General features: G+C 44.6%; 13 protein-coding genes. 2 read left to right on the top strand and 11 right to left on the bottom strand.

Annotation, left to right across the window (positions count from 1 at the left end; genetic code table 11):
- Positions 1-242: 242 nt before the first annotated feature.
- The 11 genes from uvrA to tgt all read right to left on the bottom strand — a co-directional run bounded on the left by uvrA (position 243) and on the right by tgt (position 16,456).
- Positions 243-3,119, bottom strand: a complete 2,877-nt coding sequence (uvrA, locus tag H7198_RS03760) for an excinuclease ABC subunit UvrA (RefSeq protein WP_274458449.1) — start codon at positions 3,117-3,119, stop codon at positions 243-245.
- A 61-nt stretch (positions 3,120-3,180) separates the two neighbouring features.
- Positions 3,181-5,193, bottom strand: coding sequence for an excinuclease ABC subunit UvrB (uvrB, locus tag H7198_RS03765; RefSeq protein ID WP_274458450.1), 2,013 nt, complete (start codon positions 5,191-5,193; stop codon positions 3,181-3,183).
- A gap of 102 nt (positions 5,194-5,295) precedes the next feature.
- Entirely contained in the window at positions 5,296-7,389 is a 2,094-nt protein-coding gene (locus H7198_RS03770) for an LTA synthase family protein (protein ID WP_274458451.1), read from the bottom strand.
- A gap of 40 nt (positions 7,390-7,429) precedes the next feature.
- Positions 7,430-7,684, bottom strand: coding sequence for a DUF1797 family protein (locus H7198_RS03775; RefSeq protein WP_091502378.1), 255 nt, complete (start codon positions 7,682-7,684; stop codon positions 7,430-7,432).
- Positions 7,677-8,714 carry a lysylphosphatidylglycerol synthase transmembrane domain-containing protein gene (locus tag H7198_RS03780; RefSeq protein WP_274458452.1) on the bottom strand — a complete coding sequence of 346 codons (1,038 nt, stop codon included), beginning with the start codon at positions 8,712-8,714 and terminating at the stop codon, positions 7,677-7,679. Before H7198_RS03780 ends, H7198_RS03775 begins: the two co-directional genes overlap by 8 nt.
- 15 nt (positions 8,715-8,729) lie before the next feature.
- Positions 8,730-9,797 (bottom strand): glycosyltransferase, encoded by a 1,068-nt coding sequence (locus tag H7198_RS03785; protein ID WP_274458453.1) that lies wholly within the window; start codon positions 9,795-9,797, stop codon positions 8,730-8,732.
- Between the two features lies 1 nt (position 9,798).
- The gene (locus tag H7198_RS03790; RefSeq protein ID WP_274458454.1) at positions 9,799-11,034 is read right to left on the bottom strand and encodes a glycosyltransferase family 4 protein; all 1,236 of its coding nucleotides are present in this window, start codon (positions 11,032-11,034) and stop codon (positions 9,799-9,801) included.
- A gap of 83 nt (positions 11,035-11,117) precedes the next feature.
- Positions 11,118-12,890, bottom strand: coding sequence for an ABC transporter ATP-binding protein (locus H7198_RS03795; protein WP_274458455.1), 1,773 nt, complete (start codon positions 12,888-12,890; stop codon positions 11,118-11,120).
- Entirely contained in the window at positions 12,883-14,619 is a 1,737-nt protein-coding gene (locus H7198_RS03800) for an ABC transporter ATP-binding protein (RefSeq protein WP_274458456.1), read from the bottom strand. Before H7198_RS03800 ends, H7198_RS03795 begins: the two co-directional genes overlap by 8 nt.
- Positions 14,620-14,865: 246 nt before the next feature.
- On the bottom strand, positions 14,866-15,195 hold the full coding sequence (yajC, locus tag H7198_RS03805; RefSeq protein WP_276057344.1) for a preprotein translocase subunit YajC: 330 nt from the start codon (positions 15,193-15,195) through the stop codon (positions 14,866-14,868).
- 43 nt (positions 15,196-15,238) lie between these two features.
- Positions 15,239-16,456, bottom strand: a complete 1,218-nt coding sequence (gene tgt / locus H7198_RS03810) for a tRNA guanosine(34) transglycosylase Tgt (RefSeq protein ID WP_274458457.1) — start codon at positions 16,454-16,456, stop codon at positions 15,239-15,241.
- A gap of 138 nt (positions 16,457-16,594) precedes the next feature.
- Here tgt and H7198_RS03815 point away from each other — a divergent pair, with 138 nt between their 5' ends.
- Both H7198_RS03815 and H7198_RS03820 read left to right on the top strand, forming a co-directional pair.
- Positions 16,595-17,110: an NUDIX domain-containing protein gene (locus H7198_RS03815; protein ID WP_091502367.1), complete on the top strand. Its 516-nt coding sequence runs from the start codon at positions 16,595-16,597 to the stop codon at positions 17,108-17,110.
- Between the two features lie 511 nt (positions 17,111-17,621).
- Positions 17,622-18,362 carry a sulfite exporter TauE/SafE family protein gene (locus tag H7198_RS03820; RefSeq protein WP_274458458.1) on the top strand — a complete coding sequence of 247 codons (741 nt, stop codon included), beginning with the start codon at positions 17,622-17,624 and terminating at the stop codon, positions 18,360-18,362.
- Positions 18,363-18,391: the final 29 nt, after the last annotated feature.

Consider the following 18,391-nt stretch of genomic DNA (forward strand, 5'->3'; position numbering starts at 1 on the left):
TTTAGCATAACACCACAATCAAAAATATACAATTTATATATTTAAAAACATTACTTTGCTAGATATAAAGTTTAAATTTATACAAAAAAAGCAAAATTATAAAATAATATCATTCGTTTTATCATTATTTTTCAGGGGTATTTTATTTTTTCCACACATTGTTACTCAATGCATTTTAAGGACTCTTAATTTATCTATTTTGAATTTATATAAAAAAACTAACCAGATGGTTAGTTTTTCCTTTATTTCTTCTCCGCCTTCGCCCGTGCAATATCACGTTCCATGATTTGCTTTAGGTACTTAGCAGTGTAAGAGTCCTTACTCTTAGCGACTTTTTCAGGCGTTCCAGTGGCGATAATTTGGCCACCACCGGCACCACCTTCAGGACCAAGATCAATGATCCAGTCGGCGGACTTAATCACATCCAGGTTATGTTCAATGACAACAATCGTGTTACCAGAATCAACCAAACGGTTCAGCACAACAAGCAAACGTTCAATGTCATCGGTGTGCAAACCAGTCGTTGGCTCGTCCAGGATGTAAATGGTCTTACCGTTGGTACGACGGTGCAATTCAGAAGCCAACTTCATACGCTGGGCTTCACCACCAGACAAAGTCGTGGCAGACTGCCCCAACTTCACGTAACCCAAACCGACATCCACAATCGTCTGCAAACGGCGTGCAATCTTTGGAATTGGTGCAAAGAAGTCCAAGGCTTCTTCAGCGGTCATGTTCAAGACATCTGAAATGGTCTTACCCTTATAGGTAACCTCCAGCGTTTCGGAGTTATAACGGGTACCATGACAAACCTCACAGGCCACGTAAACGTCAGGTAGGAAGTTCATCTCAATCTTGATGACCCCATCCCCACGACAGTTTTCACAACGACCACCCTTTGTGTTAAAGGAGAAGCGGCCCTTGGCGTAACCACGGAGCTTAGCTTCGTTGGTTTCAGCAAAGAGTGCACGGATATCATCGAAGACACCCGTGTAAGTAGCCGGGTTCGAACGTGGCGTACGACCGATTGGTGACTGGTCGATGTCGACCACTTGTTCGACGTTTTCAACACCCTCAATCTTACGGTAGGCACCAGGCTTATTAGAATTCTTGTTCAGCTTCTGCTTCAAGGCCCGCTTCAAGATCATGTTGACCAAAGTCGACTTTCCAGAACCCGAAACACCGGTTACGGCGACGAATTCAGCCAGTGGGAATTTGGCTGTGACGTTCTTCAAGTTATTTTCCTTGGCACCGCGGATGACAATTTCTTCGCCATTTCCCTTACGTCGTGAATCAGGAACCGGAATGAACTTCTTACCGGATAGATACTGTCCGGTCAAAGACTTCGGATTCTTCTTCACATCTTCCGGGGTTCCAGCGGCCATAATTTGACCACCAAGGCTTCCAGCACCGGGGCCGACATCGATTAAGTAATCGGCGGCGTTCATCGTATCTTCGTCGTGTTCAACGACAACCAAGGTATTACCCAAGTCACGCATGGCCTGCATGGAAGCTAATAACTTATCGTTATCACGCTGATGCAACCCAATGGAAGGCTCATCCAAAACATAGAGGACACCAGACAAGTTGGCCCCAATCTGGGTGGCCAAACGAATACGCTGGGATTCCCCACCGGAAAGTGTGGCCGCTGACCGTGACAAAGTCAGGTAGTCCAGACCAACGGATTGCAAGAAACCGAGACGGTCCTTGATTTCCTTCAGAATTGGCTTGGCAATCTCTTCGTCTTGCTGACCCAAAGTAATGCCGTTAAAGTAATCAATTTCATCGTTAACGGGTAGGTTCGCCACGTCACCAATGTTCTTACCTGCGACTTTAATTGAAAGGGCCGCCTTGTTCAAACGGTAGCCGTGACAGGCTGGACAAGTCAGTTTGGTCATGTATTGGGCCATGACGTCACGGGTGAAGTCCGAATTGGTTTCCTTAAAACGTCGGGCAATGTTGTTCATGACCCCTTCAAAAGGTTGGTCCACGTCACGGACCCCACCAAAGTCAGAATTAAAGTGGAAGTGGAAGTTCTTCTGACCAGAACCATAGAGCACCATCTCCTGGTCCTTCTTTGGCAAATCCTTGAATGGCACATTCATATCAATGCCGAACTGGTCACAGAACTGTTCCAACAAGGCAGGATAGTAGTTTGATGAGATTGGGTTCCAAGGGGCAATGGCGCCGTCCTTCAAGGAAAGCGTATCGTCTGGAATCACCAAATCAATATCAACTTCCTGGTTAGCACCTAGTCCCTGACAAACCGGACAAGCACCATCAGGAGCATTAAATGAAAAGAGACGTGGTTCCAAACGGCCAGGACGAAAGTCCTTTAACTCACCCAAGTAGTGGTCGGACATGCGGATTGGCTCCTGCACCTCTTCATCACCACGGGCGACCGGTTCCAAAACAACCAAGCCGTTTGCCAAGCCAGTGGCCGCTTCGATTGAATCAAAGAGACGTGAACGAGAACCCTCTCGCATCACCACACGGTCAACCAAAACCGAAATATCGTGAAACTTGTTCCGGTCCAAGGCGAGGTCATCCTGCTGATCTAACTCGATGATTTCACCATCGACTTTGGCACGGAGGTAACCCTGCTTTTGCATCTTCTCAAAAGTCTTCTGGTGGGTCCCCTTCTTATGCTCGATGATTGGCGCAAAGACCTGTAAACGGGTCCCCTCATCCAAAGTTTTCTGCACGTAATCCACCATCTGGTCGATGGTTTGCATAATTTTCGTGCCATCCTTGGGGTCGTCAGGCTTTCCCACACGGGCAAAGAGCAAACGGAAGTAATCCGCAATCTCTGTGACCGTTCCCACCGTTGAACGAGGGTTGTTCGAGGTCGTCTTCTGATCAATCGAAATGGCAGGAGATAATCCATCAATGGAATCCACGTCCGGCTTATCCATCTGTCCTAAGAACTGACGGGCGTAAGCTGACAGTGATTCAACGTAACGACGCTGACCTTCGGCATACAAAGTATCGAAGGCCAAGGAGGACTTTCCAGAACCAGAGAGTCCGGTTACGACCGTTAACGCATCCTTTGGAATATCAACGTCGATGTTCTTTAAATTGTGGGCACGAGCACCACGAATTTCAATTTTATTCTTTGCCATCTTTTCCTCTACTTGTTAAAAAGCCCATACTGGGCTTTTTCTTTCGATTCAGGCCAACGAATTAACGTCCAGCCTGCTTTTTTAGTTTCATAATATTATCGCGAACCTTAGCGGCCGTTTCAAAGTCGAGCTCCTTAGCGGCAGCCTTCATCTGGTTAGCCAGGTTCTCTAGGATATCGGTCTGATCCGACTTTGGTAAGTCTGCAAAGTCGACTTCGGTCATATCAACCGACTCAGCCACTTCGGCTGGCTTATCAGCCCGAATCAAGTCGCGAATATCCTTCTTGATTGTCTGTGGCGTAATCCCATGTTCCTTATTGTAGGCCATCTGGATTTCACGACGGCGGGCCGTTTCATCCATGGCTTCCTTCATGGAACGAGTGACCTTGTCCGCGTACATAATAACATGTCCGTGGGCGTTACGGGCAGCACGTCCAATGGTTTGAATCAAGGAACGGGGGTTACGCAAGAACCCTTCCTTGTCGGCATCCAAAATGGCCACCAAGGAGGTTTCAGGAACATCAATTCCCTCACGCAACAGGTTAATCCCAACTAAAACATCGTATTTACCTAAACGCAATTCTCGAATAATCTTGGTTCGCTCCAAGGTCTTAATGTCCGAGTGCAGGTAGGCGACTTTAATTCCAACGTCTTTTAAGTAGTCGGTCAAATCTTCCGACATACGCTTGGTCAAAGTCGTGATGAAAACACGTTCGTCCAACTCGACACGCTTATTAATTTCACCAACCAGGTCATCGATTTGTCCCATGACTGGGCGAACTTCCACCTCTGGATCGAGCAAACCAGTTGGTCGGATAATCTGTTCGACAACGTCCTTCTTAGGAACACGCTCTAATTCATAGTCACCCGGTGTGGCTGACATGTAGATAATTTGGTTCACGTGCTTTTCAAACTCAGGCAGCTTCAAGGGACGGTTGTCCAAAGCCGATGGTAAACGGAAACCGTAATCGACCAAGGTCTGCTTACGGGCCTTATCCCCGTTGTACATACCGCGAACCTGTGGCATGGTCACGTGACTTTCATCCACGACAATCAAAAAGTCATCGGGGAAGAAATCCAAGAGCGTGTATGGTGCTTCACCCTTTTCACGGCCGTCCATCCAACGTGAGTAGTTTTCGATCCCCGGCGTGAAGCCCATTTCCTGCAACATAGCTAAGTCGTACTCGGTCCGCTGACGAAGGCGTTGCGCTTCCAAAAGCTTGCCTTCTTTTTCGAATTCCTTGAGTCGTTCATCCATTTCTTCACGGATACCGACCAGGGCTTGCTTCATCCGCTCGTCGTCAGTCATGAAGTGCTTAGCAGGATAAACCGCCACGTAATCCTTTTCCGAAACAATTTGTCCAGTTAAGGCGTTAATCTGGCGAATCCGATCAATTTCATCGCCAAAGAATTCAATTCGCAAAGCCAACTCATCCTGTGATGATGGGAAAATTTCAATCACATCACCACGAACTCGGAAAGTTCCACGCTGGAAGTCAATGTCGTTACGAGTAAACTGCACGTCAATCAAATCGTGCATTAACTGGTTACGGCCATATTCATTCCCGACACGGAGCGAAATCACGTGATTCTTATACTGGTGGGGATCACCCAAACCGAAGATGGAAGAGACCGAGGCAACAACAATGGTATCGTTTCGTTCAAACAGCGAAGCCGTCGCCGAGTTACGTAATTGGTCGATTTCATCGTTAATTGCTGAATCCTTTTCGATGAAGGTATCAGAGGAAGGCACATAGGCTTCTGGCTGATAGTAATCATAGTAGGAAACGAAGTATTCCACTGCATTGTGGGGGAAGAACTCCTTCAACTCCGAGTAAAGCTGTCCGGCCAGTGTCTTGTTATGTGACAAAACCAAGGTTGGCTTATTATTCTGGGCAATGACGTTTGAAATTGTAAAAGTCTTTCCGGTACCAGTGGCACCGAGCAAGATTTGCTCCTTTTCACCATTTTTTAAACCCTGTACTAATTTGTTGATGGCCTTTGGCTGGTCACCGGTTGGCTGATACTTTGATACGACGTCAAAGTGCGCATCTGTTCGCTTTGGTTCTACCATTGAGCCCTCCAAAAAGTTTAAATCTTAATTTTTAGTATAACAAAAAACGAACAAATGTTCTATATCACACATTTGCTCGTTTTTTCTAATTTATAGAGTCAATTACTTCAACTCTGGCGCATCCGTTTCGTAATCCGACGTTGTCGACTTACCACCGTTCTTTGCCAATACAGAAGTTGGGTTTGACTTTTGATTCTGCTTCAACAGCTTCAAAGCCGCTGCCTTTTGATAGTCATAGGAAGACTTGTTAACCGTGTAGGCGTTCATACGGGACTTATCGAAGCGCAGAAGATCTCCGGTAATCACTTCATCAGAATATGACAGAGACTTATCCGCGTAGTTCTGCACTCGTTTAGCCGTCGCCTTCAAGGCTGGGTTACCAGTCATGGATAACTGCTGACCAGTCTGGGTATTGTAGTACTCATTCCGGTACTTCGTGTAGGTTGGTGTTACCCAATCACCGTTTCGGAAGACCACAATCTGCTGGTTCTGAGGAGAAAGTAGGTCGTGTCCAAAGAGTGTCATACCATCCGTTGAAACCCCCAAAAGGTGCAACAAGGTTGGCATCATATCGATTTCACCACCGTAGGTATGGTTAATACCACCCTGCAAGCCAGTGCCATGAATCATGAATGGCACCTTCTGGAAGTTAGCCAAATCATAATTATCGACGGACTTCTTACCTAAGAGCTGTGCAATGGCTGGCTTATGGTTTTCGGAAATACCATAGTGATCACCATAGAGAACAAAGGTTGAGTTATCGTACAGACCAGCCTTCTTCAGGTAGTTCATCAGCTCGCCGAATGACTGGTCAAGATAATGGGCAGTCTGCACATAACCATCAACGGTTGAATCACCAGTTTGGGTAGCTGGGAAGGTAATGTTTTCCTTATCCAATGAGTATGGATAGTGGTTCGTCACCGTAATCAACTTTGCATAGAATGGCTGAGGTAACTGTTCGATATACTGAGCGGAATCCTTCAAGAAGATTTTATCCTTCAAACCATATCCAACGGAGTAGTTTGCCTTCTCTGAATTTGGATAGTAGTTCTTTGAGAAGAAGTAGTTATAACCAAAGGACTTGTAGGTGTTGTTACGGTTCCAGAAGCTTGGCACATCGCCGTGGAAGGCAGCAGAAGTATAGCCCTGCTGACCTAAGATGGCTGGCATGGCTTCAAAGGTATTCGCCGTTCCATACTTGGTCATGGCTGAACCCGTTGATAATCCGTAAAGGGAGTTTTCCTGCATCATTTCAGCATCAGAAGTCTTTCCCTGACCAACTTGGTTATAGAAGTTATCAAATGAAAGCGTGTTTTGATCGTGGTAGAAAGCGTTTAGGTTTGGCGTTACTTCCTGACCATCCACCTTATAGTCAATCAAGAACTGCTGGAAAGACTCCAGGTGAATCACGAAGACGTTCTTCCCCTTCTGCGTGCCATAGTAAGAAGCGTTAGCCGGAATATTATTCTGATTAATAAAGGCCTGTACCTTCTTCAAATCACTAGCAGAAGCTTCCTTACGAGAATCAGACTGTTTCTTCGTCTGGAAAGCGTTAAAGGCTGCGTATTCATTCAAACCAAGGTACTTAACAATGTAATTGTTATCAAAGGAACGGGTCAACAAACCGGAACGGTCCACTGAGGCAATTCCAAAGTCAACAAACATCAAAGCAATTCCAAAGCAGGTTGTTAAGAAGGCATAACGCTTAGTGATTCCCTTCTTACTAATCGGCCAGAACTTGAAGAGCAAGCAAACGGCCAAAATAATCAAATCCAGGTAAACCAAGAAATCAGTTGGCTTAATGATGGCTGCAATGGACTTACTTAGGTTGTTTCCTGTCGATGATCCAGAACCAATAATTCCAAAGGACAGGAAGTCCGAGAATTCCCGGTAGTAAAGCATGTTAGCAAAGAGCCAAATACTCTGAATCAAGTTGAAGAGCCAAACTAAGAAGTAGGCAACCTTCCCCCTGAAGTAAAGAGCGATTCCTAGCAAAATAATTGCCGTTGGAATTGGGTTCAAGGCCAACAAGAAGAGTTGGACCGGACCTGATGCGCCCAAAGAAAAGTTAAAGAAGTAATTAACGTATGTTTTCAGCCATACTAAGAATAAGTTTAAAAGGAAAAATCCGGTTAGACCAGACCACCAAGCAGTAGACTTCGTCTGTTTTTGATCAGCATCCTTTTTCTTTAGCATCGATTTATTAAACATCTTTCATTCCTCATAAAAAGAGACCTTAAAAGGTCAACTGTACATCTCGCAGTAGATCGTAGATTTCAATCGCTACCAAATCAATATCATCGAAGTGGTAATGTTTTTTCAATCGATGGTCTAAAACATCCCATTCCTGATTCTCCTGGTCATAGGTTACCTGAAGTAACTCCAAACCGTACAAATCAAAACGGCGTTTTTGATAACGGCCATCCTTTGACTTTTTCATGGCAAATAGTCGCTTTAAAATGTCCTGCAACTGACTGGTTTCTTCAGGCATGATTTCCTTCTTTTTGTTTCTTTGTTGGAATTACATAAGCTAAAATACCAGCAAATAAACCAAAGTAGTAAGTGATCAGTCGCCAAATCAAGATAACCAAAACCAAAGTGGCCGGATTCTTAACAAATGGCGTAAAGAGCAATTGGAAGGAGATTTCGGCTCCCCCAACTCCTCCAGGAATTGGGAAGAGTGAAATCACCATCACAATCATAATGTTCATGGCAATGATCATCCAAGGATTAGCGGAAGAGTATCCAAAGGCTCGAATAACGAAGTAAGGCACAACGTACAAGGCAATCAACTGCAAGCCCGTGTAGATTGTGGCAACCGTCAACGAACGCGTGGATTTAATCACACGCTTGGATTCTTCGTGGAAAGAGCGAATCTTTTCCTTGGAGTTTTCCTTAATGTTATGAAGGGATTTCCCCTTGTATAACACTGAAACTAATTTAGCACTCAGGTCCACGACTTTCAAGGAAAGTGCTGGCCAAAACATCACCAATAAAATACCAACAATCACAATGGCGTGAATGGCAATGGCAAAGGGAATAAAGGTGGCAAAGGCCGGGTTAACATTCTCATAAATAAATTGTTCAGCGGCAAAATAGCCGACGATAAAGAAGAGAACAACCACAATTTGGTATACCAAGAACTTCATCAAAATCACTGAAAGTGCACGAGAAGCTGGCATATTTCCACGGGTTAAACCATAAAGCTGCGCAGGCTGTCCACCCGTTGCAAAAGGGGTTAAGCCAACGCCCAACTGGTTCATCAGCGGCACACGGATTAACGTTCCCCAAGAAGTTTCTTCCCGGTCCTGCTTCGAAAGCAAAGCATGGGTCGCAAAAGCCTCTAAAAGAAGAGACAGAACCATCATGAAGAAGGCAGCAAGGAGATAGCGCCAGTCCAAGACTTTCAAAGCCGCTTCTAACTGCTTCCCACGACCGGAAAGTTCGTTAACTAAGTAGTAAATAACAAGCCCAGTCATCAAAAGAACGACAAGGGCGGATATCTGATTTCGACGTGACATAGTGTAAGGAACTCCTTAGACTTTTTGATCGGCCAAACGGACGGCAACCGTTCCGTTCTCATTGAGTGGAAGTTTCTTATTCTCAAGGGTTGCACGGTAAACATCGTCTAAGATGTGACCAACTTGATGAAGATCCCGTTCTTGAACGACTCGGTACCCTTCTTCGGTCAAATCCGGACGGTCTCCAGCTAAAATTGATTCCATCTGTTGATCAAAGTCGTCCAAGTCCTTCGCCTTATAGCAGTTCTCTTGGTCAACTAACCAACCATCATAAACTGGGATATCACGTACCAGCAGTTTTTGCTTCGAGGCCAGGGCCTCCAAAACAACGATTCCCTCTGTTTCTTCATAGGATGGGTACAAGAACAAATCAGCGCCAGCGTAGGCACCACGGATAATATCACCCGTAATGTATCCTGGGAAAATGAGGTTATCTGGATGGTGCTCAATCACGTAGCGGACCTTACCAGGTACGATGAAAAGATTCGTATTTCCAAACCAAATAAAGGTGATTTCAGGATGACGCTTTGCCAGCTCAACAAAGTCGAAGAGCCCCTTGCGTTCAAAAAACAATCCAACGGACATGACCACCTTTTGCCCGGGTTTGATATCAAAGTATTCTTTATATGCCTGAATTTTTTCTTCATCCGGCTGGTACTTCTTCAAATCAATCCCGTTGGAAACTGGATAAATCGGCTGTGTTAAACCATAGTTTTCGAGCAGTGACTTGGAATAAGGCGTGGGCGTTACTAAGGTATCCGCCTGTCTATACAAAGCGACCAGGTACTTTTTATAAGCCGGCGCTAATAAGTTTGAACCAAAGAAGGAGTTACGAAAATCCTCGTAGGTTGAGTGGGCGTGGTAGACCACCTTTTTACCCATCTTATGCGCTTTTTTCACCATGTGCATGGATTTTACACCATAGGTGTTAATGTGCAAAACATCATAGTCGTCACACTTGGGATCCGTTGTGACCGTGACATCTGCGATTGGACCGAGGGCCGCCTGTTGCAGGCGCAATGCCCGGCCAATCCCAGATTGGGCAATCATTTTTTGGTTTTCAAAGTATAACAGAACTTTCAACTCAGTCTCTCCTAAAGGGGTTTCGCAAGAGTCGCTTAATATAACCGATTTCATCATCATTTAGCTGATCTGAATCATCATGGTCATCATTCTTTTTATAGTCGTGAATCACTTCTTCATAGAAGGCATGAACGCGTGTCGCAAAAGTTGAAGCGTCAACGTTCTTGACCGCTGCCTTACGAATTGCTTCGTCTTCTTCAGTCATTGGGCCCTTCAAGTATGATACGACGGCTTCCATGAATTCATCATAATCGTTCACTAATTTTCCAATGGCTGGATTTGTGACCAATTGGTCCAAATAAGGTGAATGGATGGCAACAAAGGGACGGTTTGAAGCCAAGGCCTCAATAAAAGTCAGTCCCTGTGTCTCAGAATCAGATGATGAAACAAAGACCGTTGCCAAGCGGTAGTAATCCGCAACCTGGTCGTGATCCACCATCCCCACAAAGGTAATGGAATCTTGCAGACCAAGGTCCTCGACTTGTTCTTGTAGGGACTTACGGGCAGGACCATCCCCTGCAATAATCAAACGGGCTTCTGGAATTTGTTCGAGAATTTCTGAAAAGGCAGAAATCGTCATGGTAATGTTTTTCTCAAAAGCCAAACGGCCAAGGGACAAAACAACCGGAGTTCCCGGCTTAATCCCATACTTTGCGTGTAGGTCTTCCTTACCATCACCCAGTTCCTTTACCGCTACCCCGGTTGGAATAACAGGAATTGGAATATCATCAACGCCGTAAGAAAGGAGGCTTTGCTTCACACGTTCAGATGGCGCAATGCAGCCATCCATTGACTTCAAGTAGGCCTTTACCAAATGGGAAACAGCAGAGGGCTTTAAAAGCATGCCCTTCGCAACGTAGTGCGTGTAGTCTTCGTACATCGTGTGGTAAGTATGAATGGCCGGAATCTTCAAACGACGGGCAACATACTTTCCGATCAATCCCAATGAGAATTCGGTTTGTGTATGCACAATATCAAGGTCTAATTCACGGGCAATATCAACCGCTTGAATTAAGCCACGAAAAGTCAAACGACGGTCCTTAAAACCAAAGTAAGGCATGGAAGAAAAACGGTAGATATGTTCTTCCTTTGCGTGCTTATCCACCTTCGGATCGGTCGTTGTAAAAATGTAGACCTGGTGTCCCTGCTCCTCAAGAGCATCCTTTAAGGTTTGAATTGATGTTGCCACTCCAGAAACCTGTGGAAAATAGGTATCTGTAAATAAGCCAATCTTCATGATTTGCTCCCATTTTGTTCAAGCGCTAAGCGTAATGCCAATATTATACCATTTTTAAAGAATGCAGCCAAAACGCACCCGTTTTACTCAAAGACCATTTGGTTGTAGTAAAGTTCTGAATAAAAGCCTTTTTCAGCCAGCAATTCTTCATGTGAACCCTTTTCAATCACTCGACCGTCTTTCAAGACCACAATGACATCAGCTGACAGAATTGTCTTTAAACGGTGGGCAATGACAAAGGAAGTTCGATTTGCCATGACGTTTTCCATGGCCTTCTGAATTTTAGCTTCGGTCACCGTATCAACGTTGGCCGTTGCCTCATCCAAAATCAGCAAGGATGGGTTCGTCAAGATTGTACGGGCAATCGATAGCAATTGCTTTTGCCCAGTTGAAAAGAGGTTGTCTGCCCCAGTGACTTTCGTATCATAACCATCTGGCAGGCTCATGATAAAGTCATGGATGTTAGCTTGCTTGGCGGCTGACTCAACCTCTTCCTGGCTGGCATCCGGCTTTCCATAGGCAATGTTATCTCGAATAGACTTAGAGAAAACCACGGATTCTTGCAAGACAATCCCTACGCGACTACGTAACGATTCCAAATCATAGTCTTTGAGTGGTACCCCGTCATAGGTAATTTCACCCCCATTTAAATCATAGAAGCGATTCAATAGGTTCATCACCGTCGTCTTTCCAGAACCAGTTGGCCCGACCAGGGCAACCATCTGTCCCTTCTTCACATCAATTGATACGTCCTTCAAAATTGGACGATCAGGTTGATATGCAAAATCCACGTGCTTCAAGGAAACACCTTCTGTCAATGGACCGGCCATTTTCTTACCGGTATTCACTTCATTCGGCTTTGCTTCAACCTCTGTGATTCGGTTGGCTCCTGTAATGGCCAACTGCAGCGGATTATAAATGGCCGTCAACTGTGAGATTGGCTGGAAGTACTGCTGTGAATAAGTCACGAAAACAACAATTAAAGCCAATCCCGATGCTTTATCCATCCCATTGTGTAGGACTAACCAAGAACCAAAGAAAATCACGATTGCTAGGTTCAAAAGTGAGAAACCTTGCATCAAAGGTGAAAGTAATCCTGAATAAAACTGTCCCCTTTGTGTAGCGTGACGAACACGTTCGTTAATTGGTTCAAAATCTTTAATGGATTCTTGCTGACGACCTTCCGCTAGCAAAACCGCCTGACCGGACAACTGCTCGTTAATGTAACCATTCAAGTCGCCGGTAGCAGCCTGTTGCTTTTCAATTTGCTTGCGCGCCTTATTGACGATGAGCAGTGCCACGATAATGGCCACTGGAGAAAGCGCCATCGTTACTAAGGCCATTGTCAAAGACTTGGATAACATCATCCAGATGATTCCAAGGAAGAGCACCCCCTGTGAGAACACCTGAAAAACCGCTTGGTTCATCGCGTTGAAGACGTTATCCAAATCAGAAGTGAAGAGCGACAAAATCTTACCGTCCTGATGGGAATCAAAGTAACGAATTGCCTTTTTTTGCAGGTTTGAAAAAAGGCCCATTCGCATTTGCCCAACGGAATCCGATGAGACCCGGGAAGTAATCAGACCGGAAATCACGAAACCGGCTTCCGAGAGCAAGTAGAAAAATACCATGGCAAGAATTGCCTGATAAAAGTCAGCCAAGGAGGCATGGCCACCGGGGGTAAAGGAGGCGGTCAAATACTTTGTTAACCCAGAAATTGCATTTCCCAGGTAAAGAGGGGCCTTAATCTGCGCATAGGTTCCAATCAATACGAAAGTGATTGCAACAATCAGCCCCTTCCAATAAGGTTTCAAATAGTTTGTAAAATAGCTTACCGCTACTCTTAGCTTATTCATGGTCGCCCTCCTTTCCCTTCTGGCTTTGGTAAATTTCTTGGTAAAAGTCACTGTTCTCTAGGAGCTCTTCGTGCGAACCAACGCCGACGACTTTTCCTTCATCCAAAACAATGATTTGGTCAGCGCGAATAATCGAAGCAATTTTTTCGGCGATAATCACCTTGGTCGTCTTGGCAAACTCGTTCGCAAGCACTTCCTGCACCTGCTTTTCAGAACGAGCATCCAAAGCCGAAGTAGCATCATCTAAGATTAACAAGCGTGGCTTCTTTACCAGCGCACGAGCCAAGGACAAACGCTGCTTTTGTCCACCAGAAAGATTAGCTGAACGTTCTGAAATTTCGTGATTCAATCCATCCGGATAGGCATTCACGAATTCAGCCGCCTGCGCAGCTTCAATCGCTTCCTGCATTTCGGATTCACTAGCATCTGCCTTTCCCATCTTCAAGTTCGAAGCAATGCTTCCTGAAAAGAGAACTGGCTTTTGCATGACGATTGAAACGGCCTGGCGCCAACTTTCTTCGTCAATGCTGTTGATATCTTGTCCGTCCACCTGGACTTTTCCACCATCACCTTGATAAAGTCGCGCTAGCAATAAGGCCAAAGTCGACTTTCCGGAACCAGTCGAACCGACGATTCCTAAGGTTTGACCAGCGCGCAGCTTAAAGGAGATATCAGACAAAACGGCGGATTTCGCATTTGGGTAAGTAAATGACAGATTTTCCACCTTCAAATCCTGCTTCAAGAAATCATCTTTGCCCACCTTAGATTGCTCGTCGACCGAATGTTCGACCGTCTCTTCCGCCATCACCGCAGAAATTCGTTTCAAAGAAACGAATCCACGGGAAGCAAAAGTCGAAATCATCCCCATCATCAACAGTGCCATCAAGATTTGATTCAAATAAGTAATAAATGGTGTAATCTTCGCCAACTGATCTGGATGAGAAATAATCGATGTTGAAATAAAGAGTAGGGCTGCAACAATGGCGGCGTAGGAAAGCAACATGAAAATTGGGAACATCATGTTAAAAAGATAGCCTATCCGGCGGTTAACTTCCGTCAACTCCTGCGTGTTATCTGAAAAAGAGGCTTCTTCCTGTCCCTGCTGATTAAAGGACTTCACAACGCGAACGCCGGCCAAGTTTTCCTGAGCTAAGGTATTGTTTTTATCAATTAACTTTTGAATCTTAGCAAAGCTGCCCCCCATCATGGCAAAAATACGTTGCGAAGAAAGCACAATTAGAACAATCATCAAAACGACAACCCACCAAAGCGATGGGATGGTGTAAATGGACAGGATAACGGCCCCAATCAGAAGAATCGGAACCCGCAACACCATCTGCAGCAACTGCATCACTAGCTGTTGAACCTGGTTAATGTCATTAGTTAAACGAACCACCAAGTTGGCGGAACTATAGGATTGGACCTGCTGTAAAGAAAAGTTCTGAATCTTTTCGTATTCAGCACGTCGAATATCAGCAGCCACCCCTTGTGAAACCTGCGAGGCAAAGTAAGTCCCAGTAATGCCGGCCACAATTCCAACCAAAGCTAGGCCCAGCAAATAAGCACCGTTCTTCAGAACCAAATCACTCTGGTCCTTAATAATGGCAGTCATCATTTTTTCTAAGAACTGTGGTTGCGTCAAGGTAGCCAAGGCCATCAGCGTAACCGATATCACCGCCACAGCAATCTTTTTCCCGTATGGCTTTGCATATGTTAAAAGTAATTCCATCCGTTTTTCACACTTTCCATTTTTCAAAAAAGGACCCTTCCGCTAGAAGAGTCCCTTGAACAGGTGCATCTCCCGTTCCCTTTTCGGGTATTAACACCCAGTGCCGTATATCTTTGCTATTAGTTTACCATTACTTTGAATAAAGTTAAACGAATTGAACGAGACAGGCAAATAGAGCGGCCCGTCCTAATCGTCAATTAAAAAAGAAAAAGTCCCACACCTAAGTGGGACAAGTTAAGGTTGACCTTAGTCTTCCTTCTTTTCGTCAGATTCTTCGACCTTTGGTTCTTCTGGCTTTGCTTCAACAGCTGACTTTTCAGTTTCCGCATTCTTAACGGAACGGATAGCTGTCAATTCAAAAGTCAAGATAACGCCTTCACAGTCCAAATCAACAGTCTTGGCTTCTTCGTTCACACGGTCAACCTTGGCGTGCAAACCACCAATAGTCACAACGTCTGAACCTTTCTTCATTTCGTTCTTCATTTGAGCTTGCTTAGCTGCTTGCTTCTTTTGGGTGCGTTGCATCCAAAAGACCATCACAACAACAAGAATAAGTGGCAAGATAAGGTTTTGCATAATTACTTTCCTTTATGATTGATTTGTTACATTGTACCAGATTTTAAAATAATCTGGCGTTCTTTTTGTTATATCCGTACTCTTCCAAAACCTGCTCACGGAATTCAAGCAAGCGGTCTTCTTCAATCGCCTTACGCATTTCTTCCATTAAATGAAGGAGGTAACGTAAGTTATGTTCCGAAGCAATTTGCTCACCCAAACGTTCATGAGCGTTGAAGAGGTGGTGCAAGTATGATCGAGATAGGTTTTGATAAGGTGAGTAGTTTGGCAAATCGTATTGGGCCAAGTTACCAAACTGGTTCTTGCGAATTGGGTTATCTGAATAATAGGTCAAATCCGGATCAATTGGTGAAAAGTCATCCTTGTAGCGGGAATTCTTAATCACCACACGCCCCTTCGAGGTCATCAAAGTTCCCTTACGACCAATTCGTGTTGGCAAAACACAGTCAAACATGTCAACGCCGCGAATCACACCATCAATCAATGAATCCGGTGCGGCAACCCCCATCAAGTAACGAGGCTTGTCTTCGGGAAGTAGTGGCATGGTGAAGTCCAAGACACGGTTCATTTCCTTCTTTGACTCTCCAACGGAAAGACCACCAATGGCATAACCAGGCAAGTCCATCTTCACCAATTCATTGGCTGATTCGGTACGCAAATCGCGGAATCCGGCACCCTGGACAATTCCAAACAGTGCTTGAGTATCCGTCTTCTTATGATACTGTTGTGCACGGTCAGCCCAGCGCAAGGAACGCTGCATAGATTCTTTCACATAGTCATATGTTTCAAAGTATGGAATGGCTTCATCCAACTGCATCATCACGTCAGAACCCAAGTTGTTCTGAATGCGCATGGCCACTTCAGGTGACAAGAACATCTTGTCCCCGTTCACGTGGTTTTGAAAAGTCACCCCCTCTTCCTTCAGCTTACGTGCATCAGAAAGTGAGAAGACTTGGAAGCCCCCAGAATCAGTCAAAATGGCCTGATCCCAGCCCATGTACTTATGAAGGCCACCGGCCTGAGCAATCAGCTCATCGCCTGGGCGCACCCAAAGGTGGTAAGTATTGGCTAAAATAAATTGTGAACCAATTTCCTTTAGCGTTCGTGTGTTAACACCCTTGACTGCCCCCTGGGTTCCAACGGGCATAAACATTGGTGTTTCATAAACACCGTGAGGAGTGTGCAAACGGCCACGACGAGCACCCGTATGCTTTTCTGTATGAAGATGTTCGTACCAAACGGCCGGTTTCTTATCAGTCATCATTCACCTACTTGTTAGATTTACTTCTTTCATTGTAACACGGACCCTGAAAGGACTTTATGCTCTCAGTTGTTTCTTATAAAAATCCGCGTTATGATACTGGAAGATTAAAAATTGTACCATTGAAAGGACAAAACCATGGAACAAAATTATATCGCTCGTATGCGTGCCAAAGTCGGACACGAAGGCATGATTTTCAACTCCGCTTTCGGCGTGCTCTGGAACGAAGCACACGATGCCATTCTCTTAGAAAAGCGTGGCGATTCAGCAGTTGGATATGGATTCCCCGGTGGCTTCCTCGAATATGGTGACTCACCAATGCAAGCCGTTGTCCGTGAATTCAAGGAAGAAACGAACCTGGACGTTGAAGTTGTCCGAATGCTTGGAATGGCAACCCACGTCAACCCAAAGAACTCTTGGGGTGATGCTCAGGAAACCATCTCAATGGGCTTTGAAGTCAAGCTTGTTGAAGGCGCAACTGCCGACCACTTAAAGGCCGACGGTACCGAAACCTTGTCCGTTGAATTCGTTCCCGTTAACCCCCGTCCAAAGATGTTTGTGCCCGCCGCACAAGATACCTTGGAGCGTGTGCTAACTATTAATGAAGAAAACGAACAGCCTTGGTTACGTGAAGCAGCGAAGAATGATGATTAAAAATGGAAAGCCAGCTTTTGCTGGTTTTTTCTATTTAAACTTAAACTTTTCATACATTTTTTGATATTATGTATAATATTTAAAATAATTAATAATATTTTAAAATATGTGCTACAATAACCTTGCTAGAGCCTGTGATAGAAACTCCAAGTGTTACTGTCTTAAATTCCTATTCTATTTTCATTCGATTACAAATAATAGTGAGCTAACTCGTTTAGTCCCATTCGAGATTTTAAGATTATTCATCATCGTTTGCTTAAAATTTCTTCCTTAAAATTTCACATTTTATCAAATTAAGTCATGTTTCAAATGCTTTGATTTTCCAACTATCACACTAGCTAAGAAGAGACCGTTTTCTGGTCTCTTCTTTTTAATTCCAGATAGTTTTTCATTAAATTTATCAGAATTTTTTCCAGACAAAATATATAATGAAAACATTGCGTTAAATATTCGATAATCACCCTTTCTTTTTAAATATTTAACAAATCATTATCAATAAAAGGAAATCATCATGCTCATCGTTCTTTACGGATTCATCATTGGTTGCTTTGTCACCTTAATTGGTGGTGGCGGCGCGACTTTTTACCTTGGTGTCTTAACCTCATCAATGGCCATGTCAACTGAAATGGCCGTGCCAACCTCACTCTTTATTGCGGTTTTCGCCCTCCTTTCTGGCTTCCTAACCCAACTCAAATTAAAAAACGTGGAGGTTCGAATCGGTAACCGCTTGATTTTGGCAGCCATCCCCGGTATCTTGATTGGAACCTATCTCTCCCGCTTCATCCCCGCTCACATTTACCAACGAGCTGTTGGAATCCTACTAACCGTGATGGGCTGCATCGTTTTGTACAAGAACGTCTTTGCGAAGAAGAAAAAGAAGGAACCTTCCAAGAATTCAAAGGTTGCCCTCATCTTTGGTTTCATTTCTGGTATAATGGTTGGGTTCGGTGGCCTTTCCGGAGGATCTGCCACCGTTGCCGGTCTTTCCATTATTGGACTGCCAGCTGTTAAGGCAACCGGTACCACAACCTACATTCTTTGGGTATTGGCCGTTGTTGGTTTAATCAGCCATTTGGTTGCCGGTTCCCCAATTTCTTGGACTGCCGGTCTCTTCTTAATGATTGGTGGTATCATTGGATCGATTTTGACCCCACTCGTTCTCCGACTTTTCGATCAAAAGAAACTAAACAAGTTCCTATCCCCACTACTAGGAATTGTCATTATCTACTTTGGATTGAACTTAATCTTCTAAAAAAAAGCGCTCAAGCTAATTAACTTGAG

This window comes from Fructobacillus sp. CRL 2054 (assembly GCF_028764065.1).
Taxonomy (GTDB): domain Bacteria; phylum Bacillota; class Bacilli; order Lactobacillales; family Lactobacillaceae; genus Fructobacillus.